This window comes from Haloarchaeobius baliensis (assembly GCF_052060055.1).
GTDB lineage: Archaea > Halobacteriota > Halobacteria > Halobacteriales > Natrialbaceae > Haloarchaeobius > Haloarchaeobius baliensis.
The window spans coordinates 207,884-227,597 of the sequence record NZ_JBPPFR010000001.1 but is presented as its reverse complement, the minus strand read 5'-3'; the positions used below and the strand labels follow the sequence as shown (position 1 = coordinate 227,597).

Sequence of the window (19,714 nt, the reverse complement as noted above, 5' to 3'; positions counted from 1 at the left end):
CTAGTATTCCGAAGATATATATTATCGACAGTTCATTTCGGATTAAATGGAATTCGCTGGTGGGTCCGATCACTCACGGCGGGCCGTACTCTCCGCCCTTGGCGCGACGGCAGTTCCGGCCGCCCTCGGCCGACCAGGGGAGGCAACACGACCGTCGCGCACACCGAACGAGGAGCTGAAGAACCGCTACCGGTGGACGGCCAACCACACGAACGTCCACGACCGGAAGATGTACGAGACAGACGTCGACCCGTCCTACTACGGGCTCACCGACACCTCGCTGACCCTCTGGGACGTTCGCTGGCAGGAGTTCGGCGACCCCCGCTCCGACCACGACGGTGGATGCTGGCGCTACACGTTCCAGTTGAACTCCAGCGCGCTCGCACTCGTCCCGACCATGGACTCCGTCGACTGGGAGGAGACGAACGACGACGGCGAACCCATCTACGAGGTCACGGGCGACCACTGGACGCTCGCCGACAGCTCCCTCCACGCTAGGGGTGACCGCTGTGAGGACATCGACCTCCGGACGAAGCTCTCCGTCCGGGGACCAGACCCCGAGGGAGGCGACGGCGACGGGTTGAATCCCCAGCTCGACGCCATCGCCATCTCGGCTCGCCGGAACCCGAACCTCATGCGGTTCGTCTACGGCGACAACGTCAGGCAGCACCTTCGTTCGCTCCGGAACGAAGACCCGGCTGCCTACGACGAGTACACGACTTCGTTAGGACAGGCAGTCACAGAGCAGACAGTGGAACCGAAGTGGGAGGACACCACTACCACGAACTACGCCGAAGTCGCCAGACTTCGGGAGCTCGTCGGAAAGAAGGCAATGCCGGCCATCGGGATGGCGACGACGATCGGTGGCTGGGTCAACGACTTCCACGTCCAGTCGGACGGAGCCGGTCGCATTCTCGGGAATCTCAGCAAGATTCTCGACCTCATCACGGTCGTCAAGGGCCTCCAGGAGCTGAACGATGACCCCGAGTTCCAGTTTCCACACTGGCAGGGATTCGAGGTCGACCAACCCGACGCGGCGCTCGGCCCGATGACCGCGGTCTCGTTGCTGATGGACATCTACGTCGCCCCCGGCGAGACGACGCACGTCCGGGTCGAGACCGAACACCCCGCCGACGTCCGGACCCATCACGGCGTCGGCAGCTCGCGCGAGGATTCGACGGACTACTTCCCGAACGTGACCGGACCGGAGACGTTCGCACATCCCCGCTGGAGTGTTTCGATCCGTGCCCCAGTGTCGGGCCCGAGCATCGGTGCTGCAACGGAACAGGAACGATATCGACAGCTGTTCGGCTCGGCAAACATCGCCTGGGGGGACTTCGAGCACGACCAGGGACAGCCGCCCAAACCGGGACTGGCGCTCGATGCAACCGAGCCGGCCTCTACCGGAGAACCCGTGACGTGTGACGGCTACGGAACAACACTTTCACACGCCGATATCGGCGCGTACTGCTGGAAGGTGATGTACTGTCCGCCGACTGCGGATCCGACCGACACGGAGAGCTACGAGCGGTCCGCTTCGCAGGATTGGCTCAGCATGACCGAGCGGTTGGCACTGGGGAAGGGTTACGCGACGTTGCCGAACAGTGATCCGACATTCGAGTTCACACCCGAGACAGCCGGGACGTACGACGTGTTCCTCGAGGTGTGGGAGCGACTCGACGACGGCTCGTATCTGAACGCCGTCGCCACGGAATCAATCGAGGTGAGCGAGACAGCATGACCGACGACGGTTCACTGCCGACGACCAGACGAACGTTGCTCCAGACGTTGTCTGGTGCCACGGTAGCCACGCTCCTCAGCCAGGGCGCCGCTGCTATCGAGGACACCGGCCTGCGTATCGACTCCTTCGACGACAGGCTCCACCCCCCGACAGATGCGGTTCGCGAGGCGCGGTGGCGCGTTCACGACCGACGCATGCTGACCCACGACCCGGTGCGTGACGCCTACCTCGACGGGTCCAGCTCGCCACTCTGGATCGGTGCCTCCCAGACCGAGCTGGCACCGGTGAATATCTCCTGGGAACCGTACGGGAACCCCGACACGGAGGCCGACGAGCGCGGCTGCTGGCGTGTCACGTTCGACCTCAGTTCGACCGCGTACTCCCTCCACGCACAGGAGATACACTACGACGACAACATGGTCGAGCGCGCCGACGAGAGTGCCGGATATATGCTCAGTGACGAAACGGTGAACGAAGGACTCCAGCGGGGGAAGATACGGATAGGTAACCTGATCCGGGTGGAGGGGCCACCCCTGGACGACGAGGCAGAGACGTGGAAGCACATCGCGTTCGGTGTCCGGCGCGATCAGGACCTGTTCTCTGCCATCGACGGGGACGCGATCGTCGAACTACTCGCGAACGACGAATCCTTGCGGCAGGACTTCGCCCACGCCTGGGGCGAACTCGTCGGGAGCCTCGGTCTAGCCGACGCCGAGAACGCGCGAAACGAATACGCGCTCATCCAGGACGCACAGCAGGATTCGAAGGCGGTCCGGGACATCGCACTCGTCGTGACCGGGGCCGCCCTCACCGCCCTCGCAACCCTCGGTCTCCCTCTCGTTGCTGGTGCCGCCACCCTGGTCTCCGTCGTCGGGTTCCTGTTCGGCGTCGAGGGAGTCCTTTCCGGCCCCGGACCGAGGCCAGTTCCCTACTACCGTGGGTTCGAGCTTCGGGACTCCCCCGAACGTGGTTCCCCCATCACCGGACACAACGCGCTGTTCGACGTGTACGTCTCCCCGGGAGAACGGGTCGAGTTCGATGTCTCGTCGGAACACGACCTCGATCAGTCGCTCGCGAACTCGATATCGAGACTCACGTCCAACCACTGGACCGTCGAGATCGATATGCGGTACGCGACCCATCCGGGCGTCTCGCTCGAGAGCCTCTACTCGAACGTCTCGCTGACCAGAGGCGAGCACCAGTCCCAGGACGATACAGACCACCTCGATCAGTTCTTCAGCAATCTCGATCCGGGACCGACACCGGTCGTGACGATCCAGAACGGCCACCTTCCCGAATCACTCTCGCTCAACGAGGAGTTCGATCCGGCAGACGGTGTGCCGTACGTCGAGCCGGGTACCGACATCGAGTTCGACGCGTACGATACGAAGCTCTGGTTCGAGGACGGATGGGGCTCGGAGGACATCTACGAGTACGAGTGGGCGGTCTACCGGCTCGGTCCGGTGACCAACCCGACGGAGCACGCGTTCGACCCCGACGAGATCAGCACGACCCAGCAGGGCTGGCCGAACATCGGTCGCGACTCCGTCGTCGAATCGGGGCGTGGTGACCACCCCGACTGGCGCTGTTCACTCACGGAGACCGGCACGTACGCCGTCGTCCTCGCGGTCAGCGACGCCCGGGACCCGAGCGAGGGTGGAGCCCAACACTACGGGTACAGGAACTTCGTCACCCAGAAGTTCGTCTACGGCTCCTACATCACCATCTCGGACCTCTACGCGACAGAGCTCGTCGACGAAGACGACCGAATCGAGGGACCCATACCGACCGGAACGGGTGTCAGACTGGTCGGTGAGTCGAGCACGATGAACGGGGAGCAATCGGTCGAAGCGATGTGGGTCGTTCCGAAGTCTCCAGGCTTCGTCCCGACCGAAGAACTTCTCGACCGGACCGGTCCGTGGCTGGAGGAACTGGAGTTCCACTCGGGCACGGAGACCGAGATCTCGTTCGCCGAGGAGGGGACGTACCATCCGTTGTTCGTCGTCCGGAACGAGTCGGGCGTCACCCGGTCCGAGAACCTCGAGATAGAGGCCGAAACAGAGCTGCGGACCCTGTACGCTGATGTCGAGAGCAGCGACGCGAACGGTGCGGACGCCGGACCACCGGTCACGGTCGGGGAGACACTCGTGGGCGACGGTGAGTTCGTCTACACCGGGGCGAACGAGGTCGAAGAGACGTGGATCCGTCCGAAGACCGAGGCGCTCCACCCGGAGCCACACATGCTCGAGGAGGTCGGGCTGTGGACCAGCGATATCGAGATCATGCACGGGTCGAACCCGTCCTTCTCGTTCAGCGAACCCGGAGAGTACGACGTCATGTACCACGTCGAGGATCCCATCGCCGACGCCGCGGACTACGCGCACGTCACCGTCGAGGTGGTCGAACCGGGAGACAGCGTCGACCACCCGTTCGTCGACGAGGTCCACGCGGAACTGGAGATGGCCCACGATGGCGACCGACTTACAGTCGGTGATCATGTCACGCTCGACGCCACGTCGTCGTACGCCGAACGGAATCGGTCCATCCTCGGCTACGACTGGAACATAACCGCGACGGACGCGTTCATCGACCTCGGCGACCCGGGCAAACGAGGGATCCTGAGCGAGGGGACCCAACGGATGCCGCTGTACGGCAGCTTCGAGGAAGCTGGCATCTACAGCCCAGGCGTGATGGTGTACGCCTGGAACCCGAACGAAGAGCGGGTCGAGGTGAGCTCCGACAGGGTGAGCTTCACCGTGTTCGACGATTCGAGTCCCACGGCGGACATCAGGCGCCTCCCTCCGAACGACGAGGCGGTCGCCGACTGGAAGGTCGCGTACATCAACAGAGGTGGCGAGCCGTTCTGGGAGGACGAGGAGTACGTTGCCTGGTTCTCCGCCGGCGAGTCGGACCTCGTCGCCGGCGTCGACGAGTTCCGCTGGACCATCGACGGCGAGGAGTCGACGGAGATCAGCGCTGGGCCGGTGTACCACATCTTCGACGAGCCCGGCTCGTACGATGTGACGCTGGAGCTCGTCTACGACAGCGGTGAGACGGCCACGACGACCCAGGAGGTGTCCATCGGTGGTGGGACCACGAACGCCGAGATTACACAGCTAACGTCCGGCGACGACACCGTTCAGGACTGGAAACTCCAGTGGGTCCAGACGGGTGGCGACCCCTTCTGGGAGGACGCCGACCACCTCGTCTGGCTCTCGGCACGGAACTCCGCCCGGACCGAGGATGCCGAGGAGTTCCGCTGGGAGTTCGCACATCCCGGCGACGGACCCGGCGCGACGTCGTACTCCGAGGGGCCGGTCCACCACGAGTACGACCGTGCCGACACGTTCGAGGTGCGGCTGGAGGTCGTCTACAGCGACGGGAGCACGGCGTCGACGACGGCCACGGTCGAAGCGCCCTGACCTACAGCGCTTCCCTGTACGCCTCGAGCGTCTCCTCGACGTCCGCCTCGGTGTGGGCGTAGGAGACGAACTGGGACTCGAACTGGTTCTGGCTGAGGAAGATCCCCTGTTCCTTCATCTGTGGCCAGAAGACGCGCCGCCAGCGGTCGGTCTCGCCCGCGGCGACGTCGCCGCCGTTCTTCGGGCAGTAGTCGTAGCGCGGGCAGGAGGGCCGCTGGCGACAGCCCGCCTCGCACTGGCCGTCGAGGTCGTCGGGGCCCTCGCGGGTGAAGATGACCTTGAACAGCGAGTCGAGGCCGGCGACGGTGTACTCGGGGGCCTGGTCGGCGCAGATCTCGGTGAGCCCCCGCCGGAGCTGCTCGCCGAGCGAGTTGACGTGGTCGTAGACGTCGTTCTCGGCGGCGAACTTGAGGGTCTCCAGCCCGGCGGCCATCGTGACCGGGTGGCCGGAGAACGTGCCCGCCTGAAACACGTCCCCCGACGGCGTGAAGTTGCGCATGATCTTCGCCTTGCCGCCGATGGCACCGACGGGGAAGCCGCCGCCGATTATCTTCCCGAAGGTGGTGAGGTCGGGGTCGATGTCGAACTTCCCCTGGGCGCACTGGAGGCCGCCGACGCGGAAGCCGGTGATGACCTCGTCGAAAACCAGCAGCGAGCCGTGGTCGTCACAGAGGTCGGCGAGCGTCTCGTGGTACTCCTCGGCGGGCGTGACGATGCCGTAGTTCGCGAGCACCGGTTCGACGAGGACGCAGGCGATGTCGTCGCCGTACTCCTCGAAGACGTGGTGGGCGGCCTCGTGGTCGTTGAACGGCACCGCGATGGTGTGCTCCGCGAAGTCGTCCGGGATACCCGGGCTGGACGGGTGGACGTGTGCGCCCTCGCCCTCGACGAGCGTGGAGTCGTTCGCGCCGTGGTAGCTGCCCTGCATGACGACCACCTTGTCGCGGCCGGTGTAGGCGCGGGCGAGCCGGACCGCCGAGACGGTCGCCTCCGTGCCGGAGTTCACGAACCGGATCATCTCGACACTCGGGACGTGCCGGGTGACGAACTCGGCGTGCTCGACCTCGATGGGCGTCGGCGCGCCGAACATCGGGCCGTTGCTCGCGTGCTTCTGTACCGCGGACTCGACGGGCTGTGGGAGGTCGTGGCCGAGCAGGAGCGGACCGAGCCCCTGCACCCAGTCGATGTACCGGTTGCCGTCGGCGTCGATGACGTGGCCGCCGTCGCCGCGCTCGACGAAGAACGGGTACGGCTCGATGGCCGCGCGCACCGACGAGTTCACCCCGCCGGGCATGACCGACAGCGCCCGGTCGTACAGGTTCCGCGAGTTCTCCTCGTTCATTGCTATCGGCGATTCGGACCCGCCGGTAAAAACCCTTGACGCTGTTCCCGCGAGACGAGACCGTGTCTCGTCGAGAGGGAACGGCGAGCAAATCTCTGATCTGCGAGTGGGTTCCTGCGAGACGGAAAACGCACTGTCGCGGAAGAGGACGAACAACCGTCGATAGTGTCGTCACTCATGGACAGCCGAGTAGACACGGGACCGCGGGAAGTACTGGACGTACTGGAACGGCGTCCCGTCTTCGAGCATATCGGTGCTCGTGAAGTTGCAGACGAAGTGGTCCAGACGACTACTGTACGAGATGGGATAGTGGAACTCCTGTCGCTCTGATTCCGGTCTGACCCAGGTCTCGTCGTACGGCATCTCGACCGTCAGCTCTGAGACGGAGAACGAACACTCCGACAGCAGCGGCCCCACCTGCTCGCTCAGGTCGTGTTCTGTGCTGCTGATGGAACAGAAGTAGACACGCTCGGTCGGGACAAACAGTTCGGTCCGGGATTCCGGCGACTCCGGCTCCGTCGGTACCAACCACCCATTCTGGCCTTCTGCGTAGTAAATCTCTCCGGCAGTAGCCAGTGCTTCACGGTCAGCTTCGCCTTCTACGGTAATCCGAGACGGCCCCGTTCCCGACTCGTACATCAACTTTGCTTCGAGCATACCTCGAATCTGGTCGGACAGACTGTCAATCTGGGGTGGGTGACATCAACATCTCGATACCCGACTCCTGTCCCGAAAACGTCGGCTCGACTGCGGACCGCTGTCAGGCTCTGTGCCCGGGGACCCTCCGAACCGTCCGGCACGAATCGTGTTGATAGTTGGCACCACGCAACTGCTATTGTCGGGCCTCTCCTCGGCCGAACTGTGAGACGTCACGAGAACCTGCTCGGGTTCGTCGCGCTCGCGGCGCTCTGGGGAGCCTCCTACCCAGCCATCCGCGCCGCGAAGGCCGGCGTCGACCCCCTGCTCATGGCTGCGCTCCGGTTCGACGCCATCGGCATCGTCGTGCTGGGGTACGCGCTCGCCCGGGGGCAGTCCATCGTCCCGGGCCGGGCGGACCTCCGGGCCGTGCTCGTCGGTGGGGTCGGCATCGTCGCCGTCCACAACGGCCTGCTGTTCGTCGGGCAGGCACGGGTCTCGGGCGCCATCGGGTCGGTCGTGCTCGCGACGGTGCCCATCTGGAGCGTCGGCTTCGCCGCGGCGTTCCTCGACACCGCCCGGCCGACGCCCTCGCGGGTCGCCGGCGTCTGTCTGGGGCTCGTCGGAACCGCCATCCTCGCCGTCCCCGGCCCGACGGCGGTCGACGCACCCGACCCAATCGGCGTCGGCCTGCTGTTCGCGAGCGCGGCGGCGTTCGCGCTCGCCGGCGTGGGCCTCCGCCGCGAGAGTCCGGAACTCGGCGTCGCCGCCCGGCAGGGCTGGATGATGCTCGTCGGCGGGCCGCTGCTGCACCTCGCGAGCCTCGTCGCCGGCGAACCGCAGACCGTCGTCCTCTCCACCCGCGTCGTCGTCGCTTTCGGCTACCTCGTGTTCGCCGCCGGCGCCGTCGGCTACCTGCTGTACTTCGGGCTGCTCGACCGGCTCGGCCCCGTCGAGATCAACCTCGTCGGCTACGTCGCCCCCGTGTTCGCGACGCTCGTCGGCTGGTACTGGCTCGGCGAGGTCGTCTCCACGAACACCGTGGTCGGCTTCCTCGTCATCTGCGTCGGCTTCGTGCTCGTGAAACGGGAGGCGCTCAGAGCCGCGGTCGCGAGCTAGTACGTTCGTGGACCGCGGTCGGTGGTAGCTGAACTAACCAGGTGGCGCGTGGCTGGCGAGACTGCGCGACCGCAGGGAGCGCGTCGAGCCATCCGCGCGAGGGATGAGCACCGCAACGGAGTGAGGAGCGCAATCGGTTGGGGAGGTGTGAGGTGCGGTGCGGTTGCGGGCGGGTGGGACTGAAAGGGGCCTCCGTGTCGGCGAACCCCGGCGACGTGAGCGACGCGAGAGCGGAGCTCTCGCTAGTCTGAGCGCGTCGCGCTCAGGCACCGCAGCGTAGCGAGGAGCGCAGCGAGCCGCGGGAGCCGAGACGGCGGGGGCTTTCTGGTCACTGTCGAGGCCAGTCGTTCCCGTAGCGGGAGGAACCTCCGTCCGGTTCGAAGCCACGGCTGTGCCACCCCAACGACCAACAGAAAAACGACCCTCGGAACCGCGTTCAGACGGCGTCGATGCCGGTCTTCCCCGTCCGGACCTGGTACGCGGACTCGACGGGCAGGACGAAGATCTTGCCGTCGCCCTTCTCGCCGGTGTGCGCGGCCTCCGCGATGGCTTCGACGACGTCCTCGGCGGGGATGTCGGCGACGACGCACTCCACCTTCACCTTCTGGTGGAGGTCGACGACGTACTCCTCGCCGCGCCACTGGCTCTTCTTGGCGGGCTGTGACCCCCGGCCCGAGACGTCGGTCACCGTCAGCGAGGGCGCGCCGACCTTCGCCAGCGCGCGCTTGACATCGGTGAGGCGGTCGGGCCGGATGATGGCGACGACCATCTCGATGCCGCTCTCACTCATCGGTCTCACCTCCCGCTGCGGGGTCGTTCGAAGTCGTCTCGTCGACGCCCCCGTCGGTCTGGACGGTGCCGCCGTCGGCGCTCACGGTCGGCCGCGAGGACTCCGGGCTGCTGTCGCCGACGAACTCGGGGTACGTCGAGATGCCGTGCTCGCCCGCGTCGAGGCCGGCCTCCTCCTCCGCCTCGGAGACGCGGAGGCCGATGGTCGCGTCGACCACCAGACCGGTGACGCCGGTCGCGAGGACGGTCCAGAGGCCGATGACCGCGACGCCGACGACCTGCATGACGAGCTGGTCGACGCCGAGGAACGCCCAGCTGTCGCCCAGGATGGCGGTGCCGGAGCTGGATGCGGCGAACACCGGGATGAGGATGGTGCCGACCGCGCCGGCCGCGCCGTGCACCGCGAAGACGCCGCAGACGTCGTCGATCTTCAGCGTGTCGACGGTCCAGCGGTAGGCGGGCAGCACCAGCGCGCCGCCGATGGCGCCGATGAGCAGGCCGCCCCACCAGGTGACGTGCGGGACCGCGCCCGTGACCGCCACGAGGCCGGCGAGCAGGCCGTTGGCCATCCAGAGCGGGTCGGGCTTGCCCTGCCAGAACGTCGAGACCAGCATGGCGGCGACCGCGCCAGCGCCCATGCCGAGCGTCGTCACGAGGACGACGCGACCGAGCGCCGCACCCATGAAGGTGAGCGAGCCGTCGGGGCCCACGGAGAGCACGGTCGCCTGCGTGCCGACGTTGAAGCCGTACCAGCCGAACGCGAGGATGAGCGTGCCCAGGACCGCGAGCAGCATCGAGTGCCCCGGGATGGGCTGGCTCTCGCCGTTCTCGTCGAAGCGGCCCTTGCGCGGGCCGACCATCTTCGCCGCGACGAGGCCGGCGAGGCCGCCGACCATGTGGACGACGGTCGCGCCCGCAAAGTCGAGGTAGCCCACGCCGAGGGCCTCACCGACGAAGCCGCCGGTGCCCTGCGGGTTCGGCCCGGAGAGCAGGCCGCCGGCCCAGGTGAGCCCCTGGACGGTCGGGTAGATGAGCGCCGTCAGCACGACGACGAAGACGACGTACGCACGGAAGTCCATGCGCTCTGCGACCGCGCCGGAGACGATGGTCGCCGCCGTCATCGCGAAGACGGCCCCGAACACCCAGTTGATCCAGCCGGTCGCACCCGGCGCGCCGATGTACGAGAACGCGGCCATGACGTCGAGGCTCGAGCCCGAGGTGAGCATCCCGACGATGCTCGCGAGCCCGGCCCCGACGATGAAGTACGTCAGGACGCCGAGCGCCCAGTCGGTCATGTTCTTCGTCAGCACGTTGCCGACGTTCTTCGCCCGCACCTGTCCGGCCTCCAGCAGCGCGAAGCCCGGCTGCATGAAGAAGATGAGGAAGCAGACCACCAGCACCCACACGTAGTTGATGCTGTCCGCGATGGCCTGTGCCTCCGCCTGCAGGGGGAGGAGCTCTAGCATCCCGCCACCCCCGACCCCACGCAAATGTTGCCACTTTCTGCACGTTCGTCCACGTTTTCCACCAATACTGCCATACTCGTGCTCATGTAGTACGGTCACAGCTCATGGGAGAGAACAATATAATGGTTGGCGTTGACGTTCGTCCATAATATCTCGCCCTAATGTGCGTTCGTCCATCTTAATAGCAAATATAATCCATACAAGGTTGTTTATCGCGGGGTTTCGTGGGCGTTCGTGGGCCAGAACCGGACGGTCGTGCATCGCCCGAGCTGTCACCGGAGCGACCGCTGGCGGGCCACAGGGCGGCCGAGACGGGCGTCGGCTCCTACGGGAGCGACCGCGCCACGTCCTCGGCGAAGTAGGTGAGGATGAGGTCCGCGCCGGCACGTTTGATCGAGAGCAGCGACTCGTGGGCGACCGATTCGAGGTCGAGCCAGCCCTTCTCCGCCGCGGCGTGCAGCATCGCGTACTCGCCGGAGACGTTGTACGCGGCGACGGGGTGGTCGAACTCCCGGCGCACGTCGGCGACGACGTCGAGGTACGGCAGCGCGGGCTTGACCATCAGGACGTCAGCGCCCTGCTCGACGTCCAGCTGGACCTCGCGTCTCGCCTCGCGGCGGTTCGCGGGGTCCATCTGGTAGTGCCTGCGGTCGCCGAACGACGGCGCACCGTCCGCGGCGTCGCGGAACGGCCCGTAGAACGCCGACTCGTACTTCGCGGCGTAGCTCATGACGGGCACCTCGCTGTGGCCGTCCTCGTCGAGCGCCTCGCGGATGGCCCCGACCATCCCGTCCATCATGCCCGACGGCGCGACCATGTCCGCTCCCGCGCGGGCGTGCGAGACGGCGATGCGCTCCAGCGCGGGCAGCGTCGCGTCGTTGTCCACGGTCAGGCCGTCGCCCTCGCGTGCACCCTCATCCAGCAGCCCGCAGTGGCCGTGGTCGGTGTACTCGCACATGCAGACGTCCGTGACGACGTAGGCGTCCGTCTCGGCCGTGATGCGCCGGGTCGCCTCCTGGACGACGCCGTCGCCCGCCCAGGCACGCGAGCCCTCGGCGTCCTTCTCGGTCGGGATGCCGAAGAGCATCACCGCCTCGACGCCCGTCTCGCGCACCGCCTCGACGCGGGCGACCGCCTGGTCGACCGGCACGCGCTCGTGGCCCGGCATCGACTCGATGGGCACCCGCTCGTCGGTCGTCGCGTCGACGAACACCGGCGCGATGAGGTCCGACGGCGACAGGCTCGTCTCGCTGACCAGCCCGCGCACGCCGTCGCCCCGCAGCCGCCGCGGTCGGTTCGTGAGGTCCATACCGGGGCCTCCGTCGGCGAGGGTAAAAACCGCACCGTCCGCCGGGCGTCGGTCGCAGTGCCACACGACCGGACGGCCCACGGTCACCCGAACGTGACGAACGAGTAGATCCCGACCCCGAGCATGAGGAGTCCGAGCGCGAGCGAGAGGACGGCCCCACCCCAGGTCGCCACACGGTAGGACAGCGTCGGCTCGATGTCGAACGGCTCCCGGTCGGAGACGTTCGAGAGCGCGAGCGCGAAGCTGCCCGTCGCCGCGAGCGCGAGGACCGCGATTCCGAACGCGCCGGCGAGGGCGAGGCTCGCGACGGTCACGAGCCCGCCGACCAGACACAGCACGAGGCCGACGACGTGGCACTGTCTCGGCTCCATCGTCCCCCGACGCTACCACCGCCCGCGGGATGAATCCCACGCCAGCGGTGGCGCGGTCGTCGTGGTGCGGAAACGATTTACCCGCCCACCGAACAGTCGAGAACGAATGTCAGACGAGCGCGCGGACGGTGGCTACGGGGATGCCGACACCGGCCACTCGGACACCACCGGAGCGACCGACACACGCAGCCGCCTCCGCGTCTTCGCGGCGGACTACGGCCTGCTCGTCGTCGCGGGCGCGTTCTTCCTCGCGGGCATCGCGGGCATCGCGCTGTTCGTCTGGGGCGACGAGGCGCTGGCGCGGTCGCTCATCGACCGGTACGGGCTGGCCGCGCTCTTTTGCATCTTCGTGCTCGAAGGGGCGATGCTGCTCTACTTCGCGCCGAGCGAGGCGCTCGTCCCGGTGAGCATCGGCGTGCTCGCGGGCGGTGGCGACAACGTGGCGATGGTCGTACTCATCCTCGCCATCGCTGTCGCGGGGGCGACGGTGGGCCAGACGCTCCTCTTCCTGCTCGCCCAGCGCGGCGGGCGCGAGTGGCTGCTCGCGAAGCCCTGGTTCCGCGTGAGCGAGGACCGCCTCGACCGCTTCGACGGCTGGTTCCACCGCTACGGCCGCCCCGCGGTCCCGGTGAGCAACGCGCTGCTGTTCACCCGGGGGATGCTGACGGTGCCCGCCGGCGTGAGCGAGATGCGGGTCCGCGAGTTCGCCGCGCTGTCGGCGCTCGGGACGCTCCTGTTCGAGTCCTGGCTCGCGGCCGCGGCGATACTGGCGGTCGAGCTGAACCTGTTCGGCTTCCTCTGACGTGTGCGATAGGGACACAGGCTCCCGCAACGGCTTAGTGTCGTTCGATTGACCGTCCTCGTATGCCCGGTCCCATCTTCGAGACTGGCGAACGAGTCACCCTCCGAACCGCCGAGGACGAGGACGCCGAGTTCCTCGCCACGCACTCGAACGACCCGCGGATCCGCGACCCGATGACGCTCGTCGGCCCGACGAACCTCGACGAGCAGCGCGAGCACATCGGGAACGACGGCGACGGCGCGCAGTTCCTCGTCTGCGTCGAGGGCGACGACGTCGGCTACGACGAGCGCTTCGTCACCGAGGACGGCGTCGAGCCCATCGGCTTCGTGATGTTCTTCCACGTGAACGAGCGCGCCGGCAACGGCGAGGTCGCCTACTGGCTCTCCCCGGCGGCCCACGGCGAGGGTTACTCGAAGGAGGCCGTCTCGCTGGTCCTCGACTACGCGTTCGAGAGCCGTCGCCTCCACCGCATGGAGGCCCGAGCGCTCTCGACCAACGAGGCCTCCCGCGGCCTGCTCGAGTCGCTCGGCTTCCGCGAGGAGGGCGTCTCCCGCGACGCGAAGTTCGTCCGCGGCGAGCACGTCGACGTGCACAACTACGGCCTGCTCGCCGAGGAGTGGCTCGACGGCGGCGGTGCCTGAGAACCCGTCACACACCGCCGTAACGGCTTTCCTCTGGGGCCATCGACCTGTGCCCATGCCAGGAGCCGCCTTCCTGTCCGGCGAGTGCGTCACCCTCCGAACCATCGAGGAGGAGGACCTCGACCTGCTCAACCGGAACATCAACGACCCCCGGGTGCGCCGCCCCCTGACCAGCGCCGACCCCGCCAACAGCGAGCAGACCCGCGAGTTCTTCGAGGAGGTCGTCTCCGACGACGACGGCGTGAACCTCCTCATCTGCGTCGACGGCGACGACGGGCCCGAACCCGTCGGCGACATCGCACTGTTCAGGATACAGGACCGCACCCGCTGGGGCGAGATCGCCATCAGCATCGCACCCGAGCACTGGGGCAACGGCTACGCCACCGAGGCGAGCGAACTGCTCGTCGACTACGCCTTCGCGGAGCGCAACCTCCACCGCCTCCAGGCCCGCGTCATCGAGCCCAACGACGCCTCCGCGAACGTCTGGGAGAAGCTCGGCTTCACCCAGGAGGGCACCCTCCGCGAGAACCAGTACTACGACGGCGAGTACGTCGGCACGCGGTACTACGGGCTGCTCGAGGACGAGTGGGAGGGGCGGTGACGAAGCTCTCGGACGACGAAATCGACCGCTGGCTCTCGGGGACGATCTCCTCGGGAGTGACGACCGACGAGGACGATATCGACGGCATCAGCTACGCCCGAGAACTCGACTCGGAGACGGCGTAGCACGCCTCACGCAACGGTTAAGACGGATATCAGCGTTCGTATAGGTATAATGTTCGAGAAACTCACCCTCGTAGAGCTGCGTGTCGAAGACGCCCACGTCGGCGGCGGGATGCCCATCGAGGGCGACGACGCGATGCCCCGCGAGTCGATGGAGATGGAGTCCGACGAGTCGAGCGAGCGACGCTCCATGGGGAGCCGCGTCCGCCGCGCCGCCATCCTCGGTGCCGTCGTCGGTGCCGTCGCAGCTGTCGCCACCGTCGCGCGCCGCGTGCGTGGCCGCCGCAGCGAGATGGACGACGAGCACGAGATCGAGCTCGAGGGCGAGGACGACGTCGAGCTGACCGCCTGAGTCGACCAGCGACACTGCTGCACCGATTCGTTTCTGCACCGTCCCACCAGCCATGACACTCGGTGTCGAGCCCGAGCTAGTTTGATACGATGCCCCGCCCTCTCTCCACCCGAATGAACGGCGTCATCCCTCCCGCGGTCGAGCCCGGCGACGAGGTCGCGGTGCTGGCCCCATCGCGACAGCTACCCGCCTCGGTCGTCGACCGCGGAACCGAGCGCCTCCGGGAGACGTTCGACGTCGTTCCGACCTGCTACCCGAGCGTCCACGCCGACGAGCAGCTGTCGCCAGCCGAACGCGCAGCAGAGGTCCACGAGGCGTTCGCGTCCGACGCGACCGCCGTCTTCGCCGTGACCGGCGGCGAGGACCAGCTGCGGCTGCTTCGGCACCTCGAACTCGACCGCCTGCGGGCGAATCCGACCCGCTTCTGCGGCATCAGCGACAACACCATCCTCCACCTCGCGCTTTCGGCGGCGGGCGTCGTCTCGTACTACGGCTGCCAGTTCGTCCCCGGCCTCGCGCTCGACCTGGAACTCCCCGCGTACACCGAGCGGTACCTCCGTCGCGCGCTGTTCGACGACGCGCTCGGGGCGGTCGAGCCCGCCGACGAGTGGACGGACGACCACTTCGACTTCGACGGCGACGCGCCGAGAGAGTGGGAGTCGAACCCCGGCTGGACGTGGGATTTCCCGACCGAAAAGGCCGTCTCAGGCCCGCTCTGGGGCGGCTGCGTGGTCGTGCTGGAGCACTTCCTCGCGGTTGATCGGTTCGTTCCAGAGCCCGACGACGAGTTCGTCCTCGCACTGGAGACCTCCGAGCTGCTGCCGGAGCCCTACACCGTCCAGTCCGTGCTCCGGTGTCTGGGCGAGCGGGGGTTCCTCGACCGGGCTGCCGGCGTCGTCGTCGGTCGCCCGAAGACCAGACACAGGGCATCGCGGAGCGACGAGGAGCGCACGGCGTACCGGCAGGCCCAGCGCGAGGCAATCCTGGAGACCTGTCGCACGTACCAGCCCGACGTACCCATCCTGTTCGACCTCGACTTCGGCCACACCGACCCGCAGCTCCCGGTCCCCATCGGCGGCCACGTCGAACTGGACCCCGCGGCGGAGTCCGTCACGTTCGGGCGGACGCGCTGAACGCCGGACCGCCGGCTGGCGGACCGCTGGCGCCCGCTCACTCGAACCTGATGACGGGCTTGATGATCCCCTCTTCCTTGCTCTCCATCAGGTGGAACCCCTCGTCGATCTCGTCGAAGTGGAACTCGTGCGTGGTCATGTGGGTCGGGTCGACCTTCTCCTGTTCGAGCAGCCGCAGCAACCGCTGGAGACGGAGTCGGCCGCCCGGACAGAGCGAGGTGACGATGTCCTTCTCCGCCATCCCGACGCCCCACGCCTCCCGCGGGATGTCGACGGTCTCGCCCTCGCCGTGGTAGCCGACGTTCGAGACGACCCCGCCGGGCTTCGTCACCTCGACGCAGTCCCGGAACGTCGCGTTCGCGCCCAGCGCCTCGATGGCCGCGTCGACGCCCTCGCCGTCCGTGAGCTCCATGATGGCCTCGACAGTGTCGACCTCGCTGTAGTCGACGATCTCGTCCGCCCCGTACTCCTTCGCGAGCTCCTGACGCTTCGGGACGCTCTCGACGGCGATGACGCGGCCGGCACCCTGGAGCGCCGCCCCCTTCGTCGCCATCAGCCCGACGGGCCCCTGCGCGAACACCGCGACGGTGCCACCCATCGGGATGTCCGCCCGCTCGGCCGCGTTGAAGCCGGTGCTCATCATGTCGGTGACGTACGCCGCTGCCTCGTCGCTGACCGACTCGGGGACGTGCGCCATGTTCGCGTCGGCGTCGTTGACGTGGAAGTACTCCGCGAACACGCCGTCTTTCACGTTCGCGAACTTCCAGCCCCCGAGCGCCTGCTCGGACTGCGAGGGGTGGCCGTCCTGTGCGGCCAGCGAGCCCCAGTCGGGGGTGATGGCCCCGACCGCGACCCGGTCGCCGGGCTCGAACAGCTCGACCTCCGAGCCGACCTCCTCGACGATGCCCACGGCCTCGTGTCCCAGCGTGATGTCCTCCCGTTCGCCGATGGCACCGTGGACCGTGTGCACGTCAGAGGTGCAGACGAGCCCGAGCGTCGGTCGCACGACGGCGTCGTTCGGTCCGGCCGCCGGGCGGTCCTTCTCGACGGTTCCGGTCTCCCCGATCTGCCGCATCACGTACGCTTGCATAGGTCACGTCATAGAGCGGCGCGACCCAGTTAGTAAGAACGTCGTTTCGGTGACGTATCATTACCATATATCGGCGGGAAGGTGTGTCGAGGCCCCGACCGGTCGCACGCCGGGCCACGTGGGACCGCCGCCACGGCACGGCAGCGGGCCCTCACGCCACGACCGTCAGTGCCGCCGTTTTAATACCCGGACCTGCGAGGACCAGGCATGGACACACGACGCTCGAACGGACACCGTCGGGGGGAGCGATGGTAGACCTCGTCTTCTCCACGGCACGGGTCCTCGCCGCGCTGTTCCTCGTCGCCCTGAACGGCTTCTTCGTCGCCTCCGAGTTCGCGTTCGTCCGGGTGCGCTCCACCTCGGTCGAGCAGCTCGCCGAGGAGGGACGGGCCGGCTCCGCGGCGCTGCAGGACGTGATGACCCACCTCGACGACTACCTCGCAGCGACACAGCTCGGCATCACGCTCGCCTCGCTGGGTCTCGGCTGGATCGGCGAGCCCGCCGTCGCCGCGCTCATCGAGCCGGTGCTCGAGCCGTTCCTCTCCGGCGACCTCATCCACCTCGTGGCGTTCGCTATCGGGTTCAGCATCATCACGTTCCTCCACGTCGTCTTCGGCGAACTCGCCCCGAAGACCATCGCCATCGCCGACGCCGAGCGCATCTCGCTGCTGCTCGCGCCGCCGATGGCGGTCTCGTACTACATCTTCAAACCCGGCATCGTCGTGTTCAACGGCGCCGCCAACGCCTTCACGCGGCTGCTCGGCATCCCGCCCGTCTCCGAGACAGACGAGACGCTCGAGGAGCGCGAGATCCGCCGCGTCCTGGCGCGCTCGGGCGAGGAGGGCCACGTCGAGATGGCCGAGGTCGACATGATCGAACGCGTGTTCGACCTCGACGACACCACGGTCCGCGAGGTGATGGTCCCCCGACCCGACGTGGTGAGCATCCCGTCGGACCTGTCGCTGTCCGAGCTCCGCGCGACCGTCCTCGACGCGGAACACACCCGCTACCCCGTCCTCGACGCCGACGACCCCGACCAGGTGGTCGGCTACGTCGACGTGAAGGACGTGCTCCGGGCCACCGAGTCCGACGTCGAGGCCGCGACCGCCGGCGACCTCGCCCGCGACGTCGTCGTCGTCCCCGAGACGACCACCGTCAGCGACCTGCTGCTGCAGTTCCGCGAGGAGCACCGCCAGATGGCCGCCGTCATCGACGAGTGGGGCGTGCTCGAGGGCATCGCGACCGTCGAGGACGTCGTCGAGGCGATCGTCGGCGACCTCCGCGACGAGTTCGACGCCGAGATCCGCGAGCACTCCATCCGCCAGCAGGACGACGGCACCTACGACGCCGACGGCTCGGTCACGCTCTCGGACGTCAACGAGGAGCTCGGCACCGACCTCTCGAGCGACGGCTTCGAGACGCTCGGCGGCTTCGTGCTGGAGCGCCTCGACCGGATTCCGGAGGTCGGCGACAGCGTCCCGGCCGACGGCTACGTCGTCGAGGTGACGGGCGTCGACGGCGCACGCATCTCGACGCTCCGGATCCGGCCGGCGGACGAGGACGGTACTACCGAGGACGATGCGGACGACGACAACGCGGACGACGACGACGCGAACGCGACGACGGAGTAGGTCCGTCCCGACGCCCGCGAACAGCACTGTTTTGTGTCGACCGGACAATATCGACCTGATGAGCCGTATCCGTCCGACGGAGCTCGACGACCGCCTCGACTCGCCGTCCGGAGACGCGCCGTTCCTGCTCGACATCCGCCCCGAACCGGCGTTCGAGTCCGGCGCCATCGAGGGGAGCCACAACGTCCCCGTCTACGACGAGCTGCGCCAGGGCGACGAGTCGGCGCTGCGCGACCGGCTGGACGACGTGCCGACCGGCAGCGACGTGGTCGTCGTCTGCAAGATGGGCATCGTCGCGAAACAGGCGACGAGCGTCCTCGAGGACGAGGGATACGAGGCAGCGACGCTGCGCGGCGGGATGAGCGGCTGGCGCGGCTACCAGAACGGCTCGCTGGGCTACCGACTCCGGTCGCTGTACTGGCGGCTCCGGTAGGTCACCGTTCGCGAACACCCCCGCGACGGTCGGCGGTCACCCCCAATGCCGACCGTCAGTGTGTCGCGTCGGCCGGCGACTGCGCCGGGTCGGTCGCCGTCGCTCCGGTCCGGAGGCGCAGTCCGATCGCCAGGAGCGCAAGGGCCTGTCCCCCACCGAGGACGAACGGCGCACCAGTCGGGGCCCTGGGTCCGAGCGTCGAGACGCGCACGATGTTCACGACGAACAGGAGCGCCGGCACCAGCAGGAGCAGCCCGAGTGTCCGTGCCCGGACGTCGGTCCGGAGGACGGCGACGGCGAACGTCAGGAATCCGGGGACGATACCGACGAGCAACAGGAGATTGAGCGCAGCGAACCATGCCGGCGGCTCCCCGGTCATGCCCGCGAGCTGGCCGAGGTTCGCGACGGCGGTGACGGTGGCACCGACCACGCCGACGCCCGCGAAGACGGCTCCGGCACGACTGTTCCATGGCACCCGTTCGACGAGCCCCGGATACAGCCCCAGCAGCCCCACGAACGCCAGCAGCCAGCCGGCGGGACCGAACACGTCCACCGCCGGCCGTGGGCCGATGTCCGTGACCGCGGCCACCCCCCAGAGCGCCGCGAACACGGCGAACAGTCCTGCGGCAGCGACGAAGGCCCCCCCACGACGCCGTTCGAGCGACCCCCACGGAATCGCACCAGTGCGTGACATGACGGTCGAACAAGCGGCGG

19 protein-coding genes are annotated in these 19,714 nt (G+C 67.8%); 11 read left to right on the top strand and 8 right to left on the bottom strand.

The window, feature by feature from the left end:
* Positions 1-46: 46 nt before the first annotated feature.
* Both ACSG06_RS01095 and ACSG06_RS01090 read left to right on the top strand, forming a co-directional pair.
* Positions 47-1,741 carry a hypothetical protein gene (locus ACSG06_RS01095; RefSeq protein WP_440988414.1) on the top strand — a complete coding sequence of 565 codons (1,695 nt, stop codon included), beginning with the start codon at positions 47-49 and terminating at the stop codon, positions 1,739-1,741.
* Positions 1,738-5,163: a hypothetical protein gene (locus ACSG06_RS01090; RefSeq protein WP_440988413.1), complete on the top strand. Its 3,426-nt coding sequence runs from the start codon at positions 1,738-1,740 to the stop codon at positions 5,161-5,163. Before ACSG06_RS01095 ends, ACSG06_RS01090 begins: the two co-directional genes overlap by 4 nt.
* A gap of 1 nt (position 5,164) precedes the next feature.
* Here ACSG06_RS01090 and hemL read toward each other — a convergent pair whose 3' ends face one another.
* Both hemL and ACSG06_RS01080 read right to left on the bottom strand, forming a co-directional pair.
* The gene (gene hemL, locus ACSG06_RS01085) at positions 5,165-6,505 is read right to left on the bottom strand and encodes a glutamate-1-semialdehyde 2,1-aminomutase (RefSeq protein WP_440988412.1); all 1,341 of its coding nucleotides are present in this window, start codon (positions 6,503-6,505) and stop codon (positions 5,165-5,167) included.
* A 171-nt stretch (positions 6,506-6,676) separates the two neighbouring features.
* Entirely contained in the window at positions 6,677-7,162 is a 486-nt protein-coding gene (locus tag ACSG06_RS01080; protein ID WP_440988411.1) for a hypothetical protein, read from the bottom strand.
* Positions 7,163-7,366: 204 nt separating this feature from the next.
* Between ACSG06_RS01080 and ACSG06_RS01075 the strand changes: the two genes are divergently transcribed.
* Positions 7,367-8,260, top strand: a complete 894-nt coding sequence (locus tag ACSG06_RS01075; RefSeq protein ID WP_440988410.1) for a DMT family transporter — start codon at positions 7,367-7,369, stop codon at positions 8,258-8,260.
* Positions 8,261-8,696: 436 nt separating this feature from the next.
* Here the strand turns inward: ACSG06_RS01075 and glnK1 are convergent, their stop codons facing one another.
* From glnK1 to ACSG06_RS01055, 4 genes are all read right to left on the bottom strand, one after another.
* Positions 8,697-9,050 (bottom strand): nitrogen regulatory protein GlnK1, encoded by a 354-nt coding sequence (glnK1, locus tag ACSG06_RS01070; protein ID WP_440988409.1) that lies wholly within the window; start codon positions 9,048-9,050, stop codon positions 8,697-8,699.
* Positions 9,043-10,515 carry an ammonium transporter gene (locus ACSG06_RS01065; protein WP_440988408.1) on the bottom strand — a complete coding sequence of 491 codons (1,473 nt, stop codon included), beginning with the start codon at positions 10,513-10,515 and terminating at the stop codon, positions 9,043-9,045. Before ACSG06_RS01065 ends, glnK1 begins: the two co-directional genes overlap by 8 nt.
* Before the next feature lie 325 nt (positions 10,516-10,840).
* Complete coding sequence (hemB, locus tag ACSG06_RS01060; protein ID WP_440988407.1) at positions 10,841-11,824, bottom strand: porphobilinogen synthase; 984 nt, start codon at positions 11,822-11,824, stop codon at positions 10,841-10,843.
* Positions 11,825-11,907: 83 nt separating this feature from the next.
* Positions 11,908-12,195, bottom strand: a complete 288-nt coding sequence (locus tag ACSG06_RS01055; RefSeq protein ID WP_440988406.1) for a hypothetical protein — start codon at positions 12,193-12,195, stop codon at positions 11,908-11,910.
* Between the two features lie 256 nt (positions 12,196-12,451).
* Between ACSG06_RS01055 and ACSG06_RS01050 the strand changes: the two genes are divergently transcribed.
* The 6 genes from ACSG06_RS01050 to ACSG06_RS01025 all read left to right on the top strand — a co-directional run bounded on the left by ACSG06_RS01050 (position 12,452) and on the right by ACSG06_RS01025 (position 15,846).
* Positions 12,452-12,997, top strand: coding sequence for a DedA family protein (locus ACSG06_RS01050; RefSeq protein ID WP_440990282.1), 546 nt, complete (start codon positions 12,452-12,454; stop codon positions 12,995-12,997).
* A 62-nt stretch (positions 12,998-13,059) separates the two neighbouring features.
* Positions 13,060-13,638 carry a GNAT family N-acetyltransferase gene (locus tag ACSG06_RS01045; protein WP_440988405.1) on the top strand — a complete coding sequence of 193 codons (579 nt, stop codon included), beginning with the start codon at positions 13,060-13,062 and terminating at the stop codon, positions 13,636-13,638.
* Positions 13,639-13,693: 55 nt separating this feature from the next.
* The gene (locus tag ACSG06_RS01040; RefSeq protein WP_440988404.1) at positions 13,694-14,239 is read left to right on the top strand and encodes a GNAT family N-acetyltransferase; all 546 of its coding nucleotides are present in this window, start codon (positions 13,694-13,696) and stop codon (positions 14,237-14,239) included.
* Complete coding sequence (locus ACSG06_RS01035; RefSeq protein WP_440988403.1) at positions 14,236-14,364, top strand: hypothetical protein; 129 nt, start codon at positions 14,236-14,238, stop codon at positions 14,362-14,364. The genes ACSG06_RS01040 and ACSG06_RS01035 overlap by 4 nt, the downstream gene beginning before the upstream one ends.
* 49 nt (positions 14,365-14,413) lie before the next feature.
* Positions 14,414-14,713 (top strand): hypothetical protein, encoded by a 300-nt coding sequence (locus ACSG06_RS01030; protein ID WP_440988402.1) that lies wholly within the window; start codon positions 14,414-14,416, stop codon positions 14,711-14,713.
* A gap of 113 nt (positions 14,714-14,826) precedes the next feature.
* Positions 14,827-15,846 carry a S66 family peptidase gene (locus ACSG06_RS01025; protein WP_440988401.1) on the top strand — a complete coding sequence of 340 codons (1,020 nt, stop codon included), beginning with the start codon at positions 14,827-14,829 and terminating at the stop codon, positions 15,844-15,846.
* A gap of 37 nt (positions 15,847-15,883) precedes the next feature.
* Here ACSG06_RS01025 and ACSG06_RS01020 read toward each other — a convergent pair whose 3' ends face one another.
* Positions 15,884-16,936, bottom strand: coding sequence for an NAD(P)-dependent alcohol dehydrogenase (locus tag ACSG06_RS01020; RefSeq protein WP_440988400.1), 1,053 nt, complete (start codon positions 16,934-16,936; stop codon positions 15,884-15,886).
* 248 nt (positions 16,937-17,184) lie between these two features.
* On the opposite strand from ACSG06_RS01020, the gene ACSG06_RS01015 reads away from it, so the two are divergent.
* Both ACSG06_RS01015 and ACSG06_RS01010 read left to right on the top strand, forming a co-directional pair.
* Positions 17,185-18,567, top strand: coding sequence for a hemolysin family protein (locus ACSG06_RS01015; RefSeq protein WP_440988399.1), 1,383 nt, complete (start codon positions 17,185-17,187; stop codon positions 18,565-18,567).
* A 58-nt stretch (positions 18,568-18,625) separates the two neighbouring features.
* Positions 18,626-19,000, top strand: a complete 375-nt coding sequence (locus ACSG06_RS01010; protein ID WP_440988398.1) for a rhodanese-like domain-containing protein — start codon at positions 18,626-18,628, stop codon at positions 18,998-19,000.
* Positions 19,001-19,055: 55 nt separating this feature from the next.
* Here ACSG06_RS01010 and ACSG06_RS01005 read toward each other — a convergent pair whose 3' ends face one another.
* The gene (locus ACSG06_RS01005; RefSeq protein WP_440988397.1) at positions 19,056-19,694 is read right to left on the bottom strand and encodes a hypothetical protein; all 639 of its coding nucleotides are present in this window, start codon (positions 19,692-19,694) and stop codon (positions 19,056-19,058) included.
* Positions 19,695-19,714 lie beyond the last annotated feature (20 nt).

What these genes read in the sequence shown, in the direction of transcription:
- ACSG06_RS01025 (WP_440988401.1), top strand. Translation starts at nt 14,827, where the DNA reads ATGAACGGCGTCATCCCTCCCGCGGTCGAGCCCGGCGACGAGGTCGCG.
- ACSG06_RS01080 (WP_440988411.1), bottom strand. Translation starts at nt 7,162, where the DNA reads ATGCTCGAAGCAAAGTTGATGTACGAGTCGGGAACGGGGCCGTCTCGG.
- ACSG06_RS01010 (WP_440988398.1), top strand. Translation starts at nt 18,626, where the DNA reads ATGAGCCGTATCCGTCCGACGGAGCTCGACGACCGCCTCGACTCGCCG.
- ACSG06_RS01095 (WP_440988414.1), top strand. Translation starts at nt 47, where the DNA reads ATGGAATTCGCTGGTGGGTCCGATCACTCACGGCGGGCCGTACTCTCC.
- ACSG06_RS01015 (WP_440988399.1), top strand. Translation starts at nt 17,185, where the DNA reads ATGGTAGACCTCGTCTTCTCCACGGCACGGGTCCTCGCCGCGCTGTTC.
- ACSG06_RS01090 (WP_440988413.1), top strand. Translation starts at nt 1,738, where the DNA reads ATGACCGACGACGGTTCACTGCCGACGACCAGACGAACGTTGCTCCAG.
- hemB (WP_440988407.1), bottom strand. Translation starts at nt 11,824, where the DNA reads ATGGACCTCACGAACCGACCGCGGCGGCTGCGGGGCGACGGCGTGCGC.
- ACSG06_RS01030 (WP_440988402.1), top strand. Translation starts at nt 14,414, where the DNA reads ATGTTCGAGAAACTCACCCTCGTAGAGCTGCGTGTCGAAGACGCCCAC.
- ACSG06_RS01045 (WP_440988405.1), top strand. Translation starts at nt 13,060, where the DNA reads ATGCCCGGTCCCATCTTCGAGACTGGCGAACGAGTCACCCTCCGAACC.
- ACSG06_RS01020 (WP_440988400.1), bottom strand. Translation starts at nt 16,936, where the DNA reads ATGCAAGCGTACGTGATGCGGCAGATCGGGGAGACCGGAACCGTCGAG.
- glnK1 (WP_440988409.1), bottom strand. Translation starts at nt 9,050, where the DNA reads ATGAGTGAGAGCGGCATCGAGATGGTCGTCGCCATCATCCGGCCCGAC.
- hemL (WP_440988412.1), bottom strand. Translation starts at nt 6,505, where the DNA reads ATGAACGAGGAGAACTCGCGGAACCTGTACGACCGGGCGCTGTCGGTC.
- ACSG06_RS01065 (WP_440988408.1), bottom strand. Translation starts at nt 10,515, where the DNA reads ATGCTAGAGCTCCTCCCCCTGCAGGCGGAGGCACAGGCCATCGCGGAC.
- ACSG06_RS01005 (WP_440988397.1), bottom strand. Translation starts at nt 19,694, where the DNA reads ATGTCACGCACTGGTGCGATTCCGTGGGGGTCGCTCGAACGGCGTCGT.
- ACSG06_RS01055 (WP_440988406.1), bottom strand. Translation starts at nt 12,195, where the DNA reads ATGGAGCCGAGACAGTGCCACGTCGTCGGCCTCGTGCTGTGTCTGGTC.
- ACSG06_RS01040 (WP_440988404.1), top strand. Translation starts at nt 13,694, where the DNA reads ATGCCAGGAGCCGCCTTCCTGTCCGGCGAGTGCGTCACCCTCCGAACC.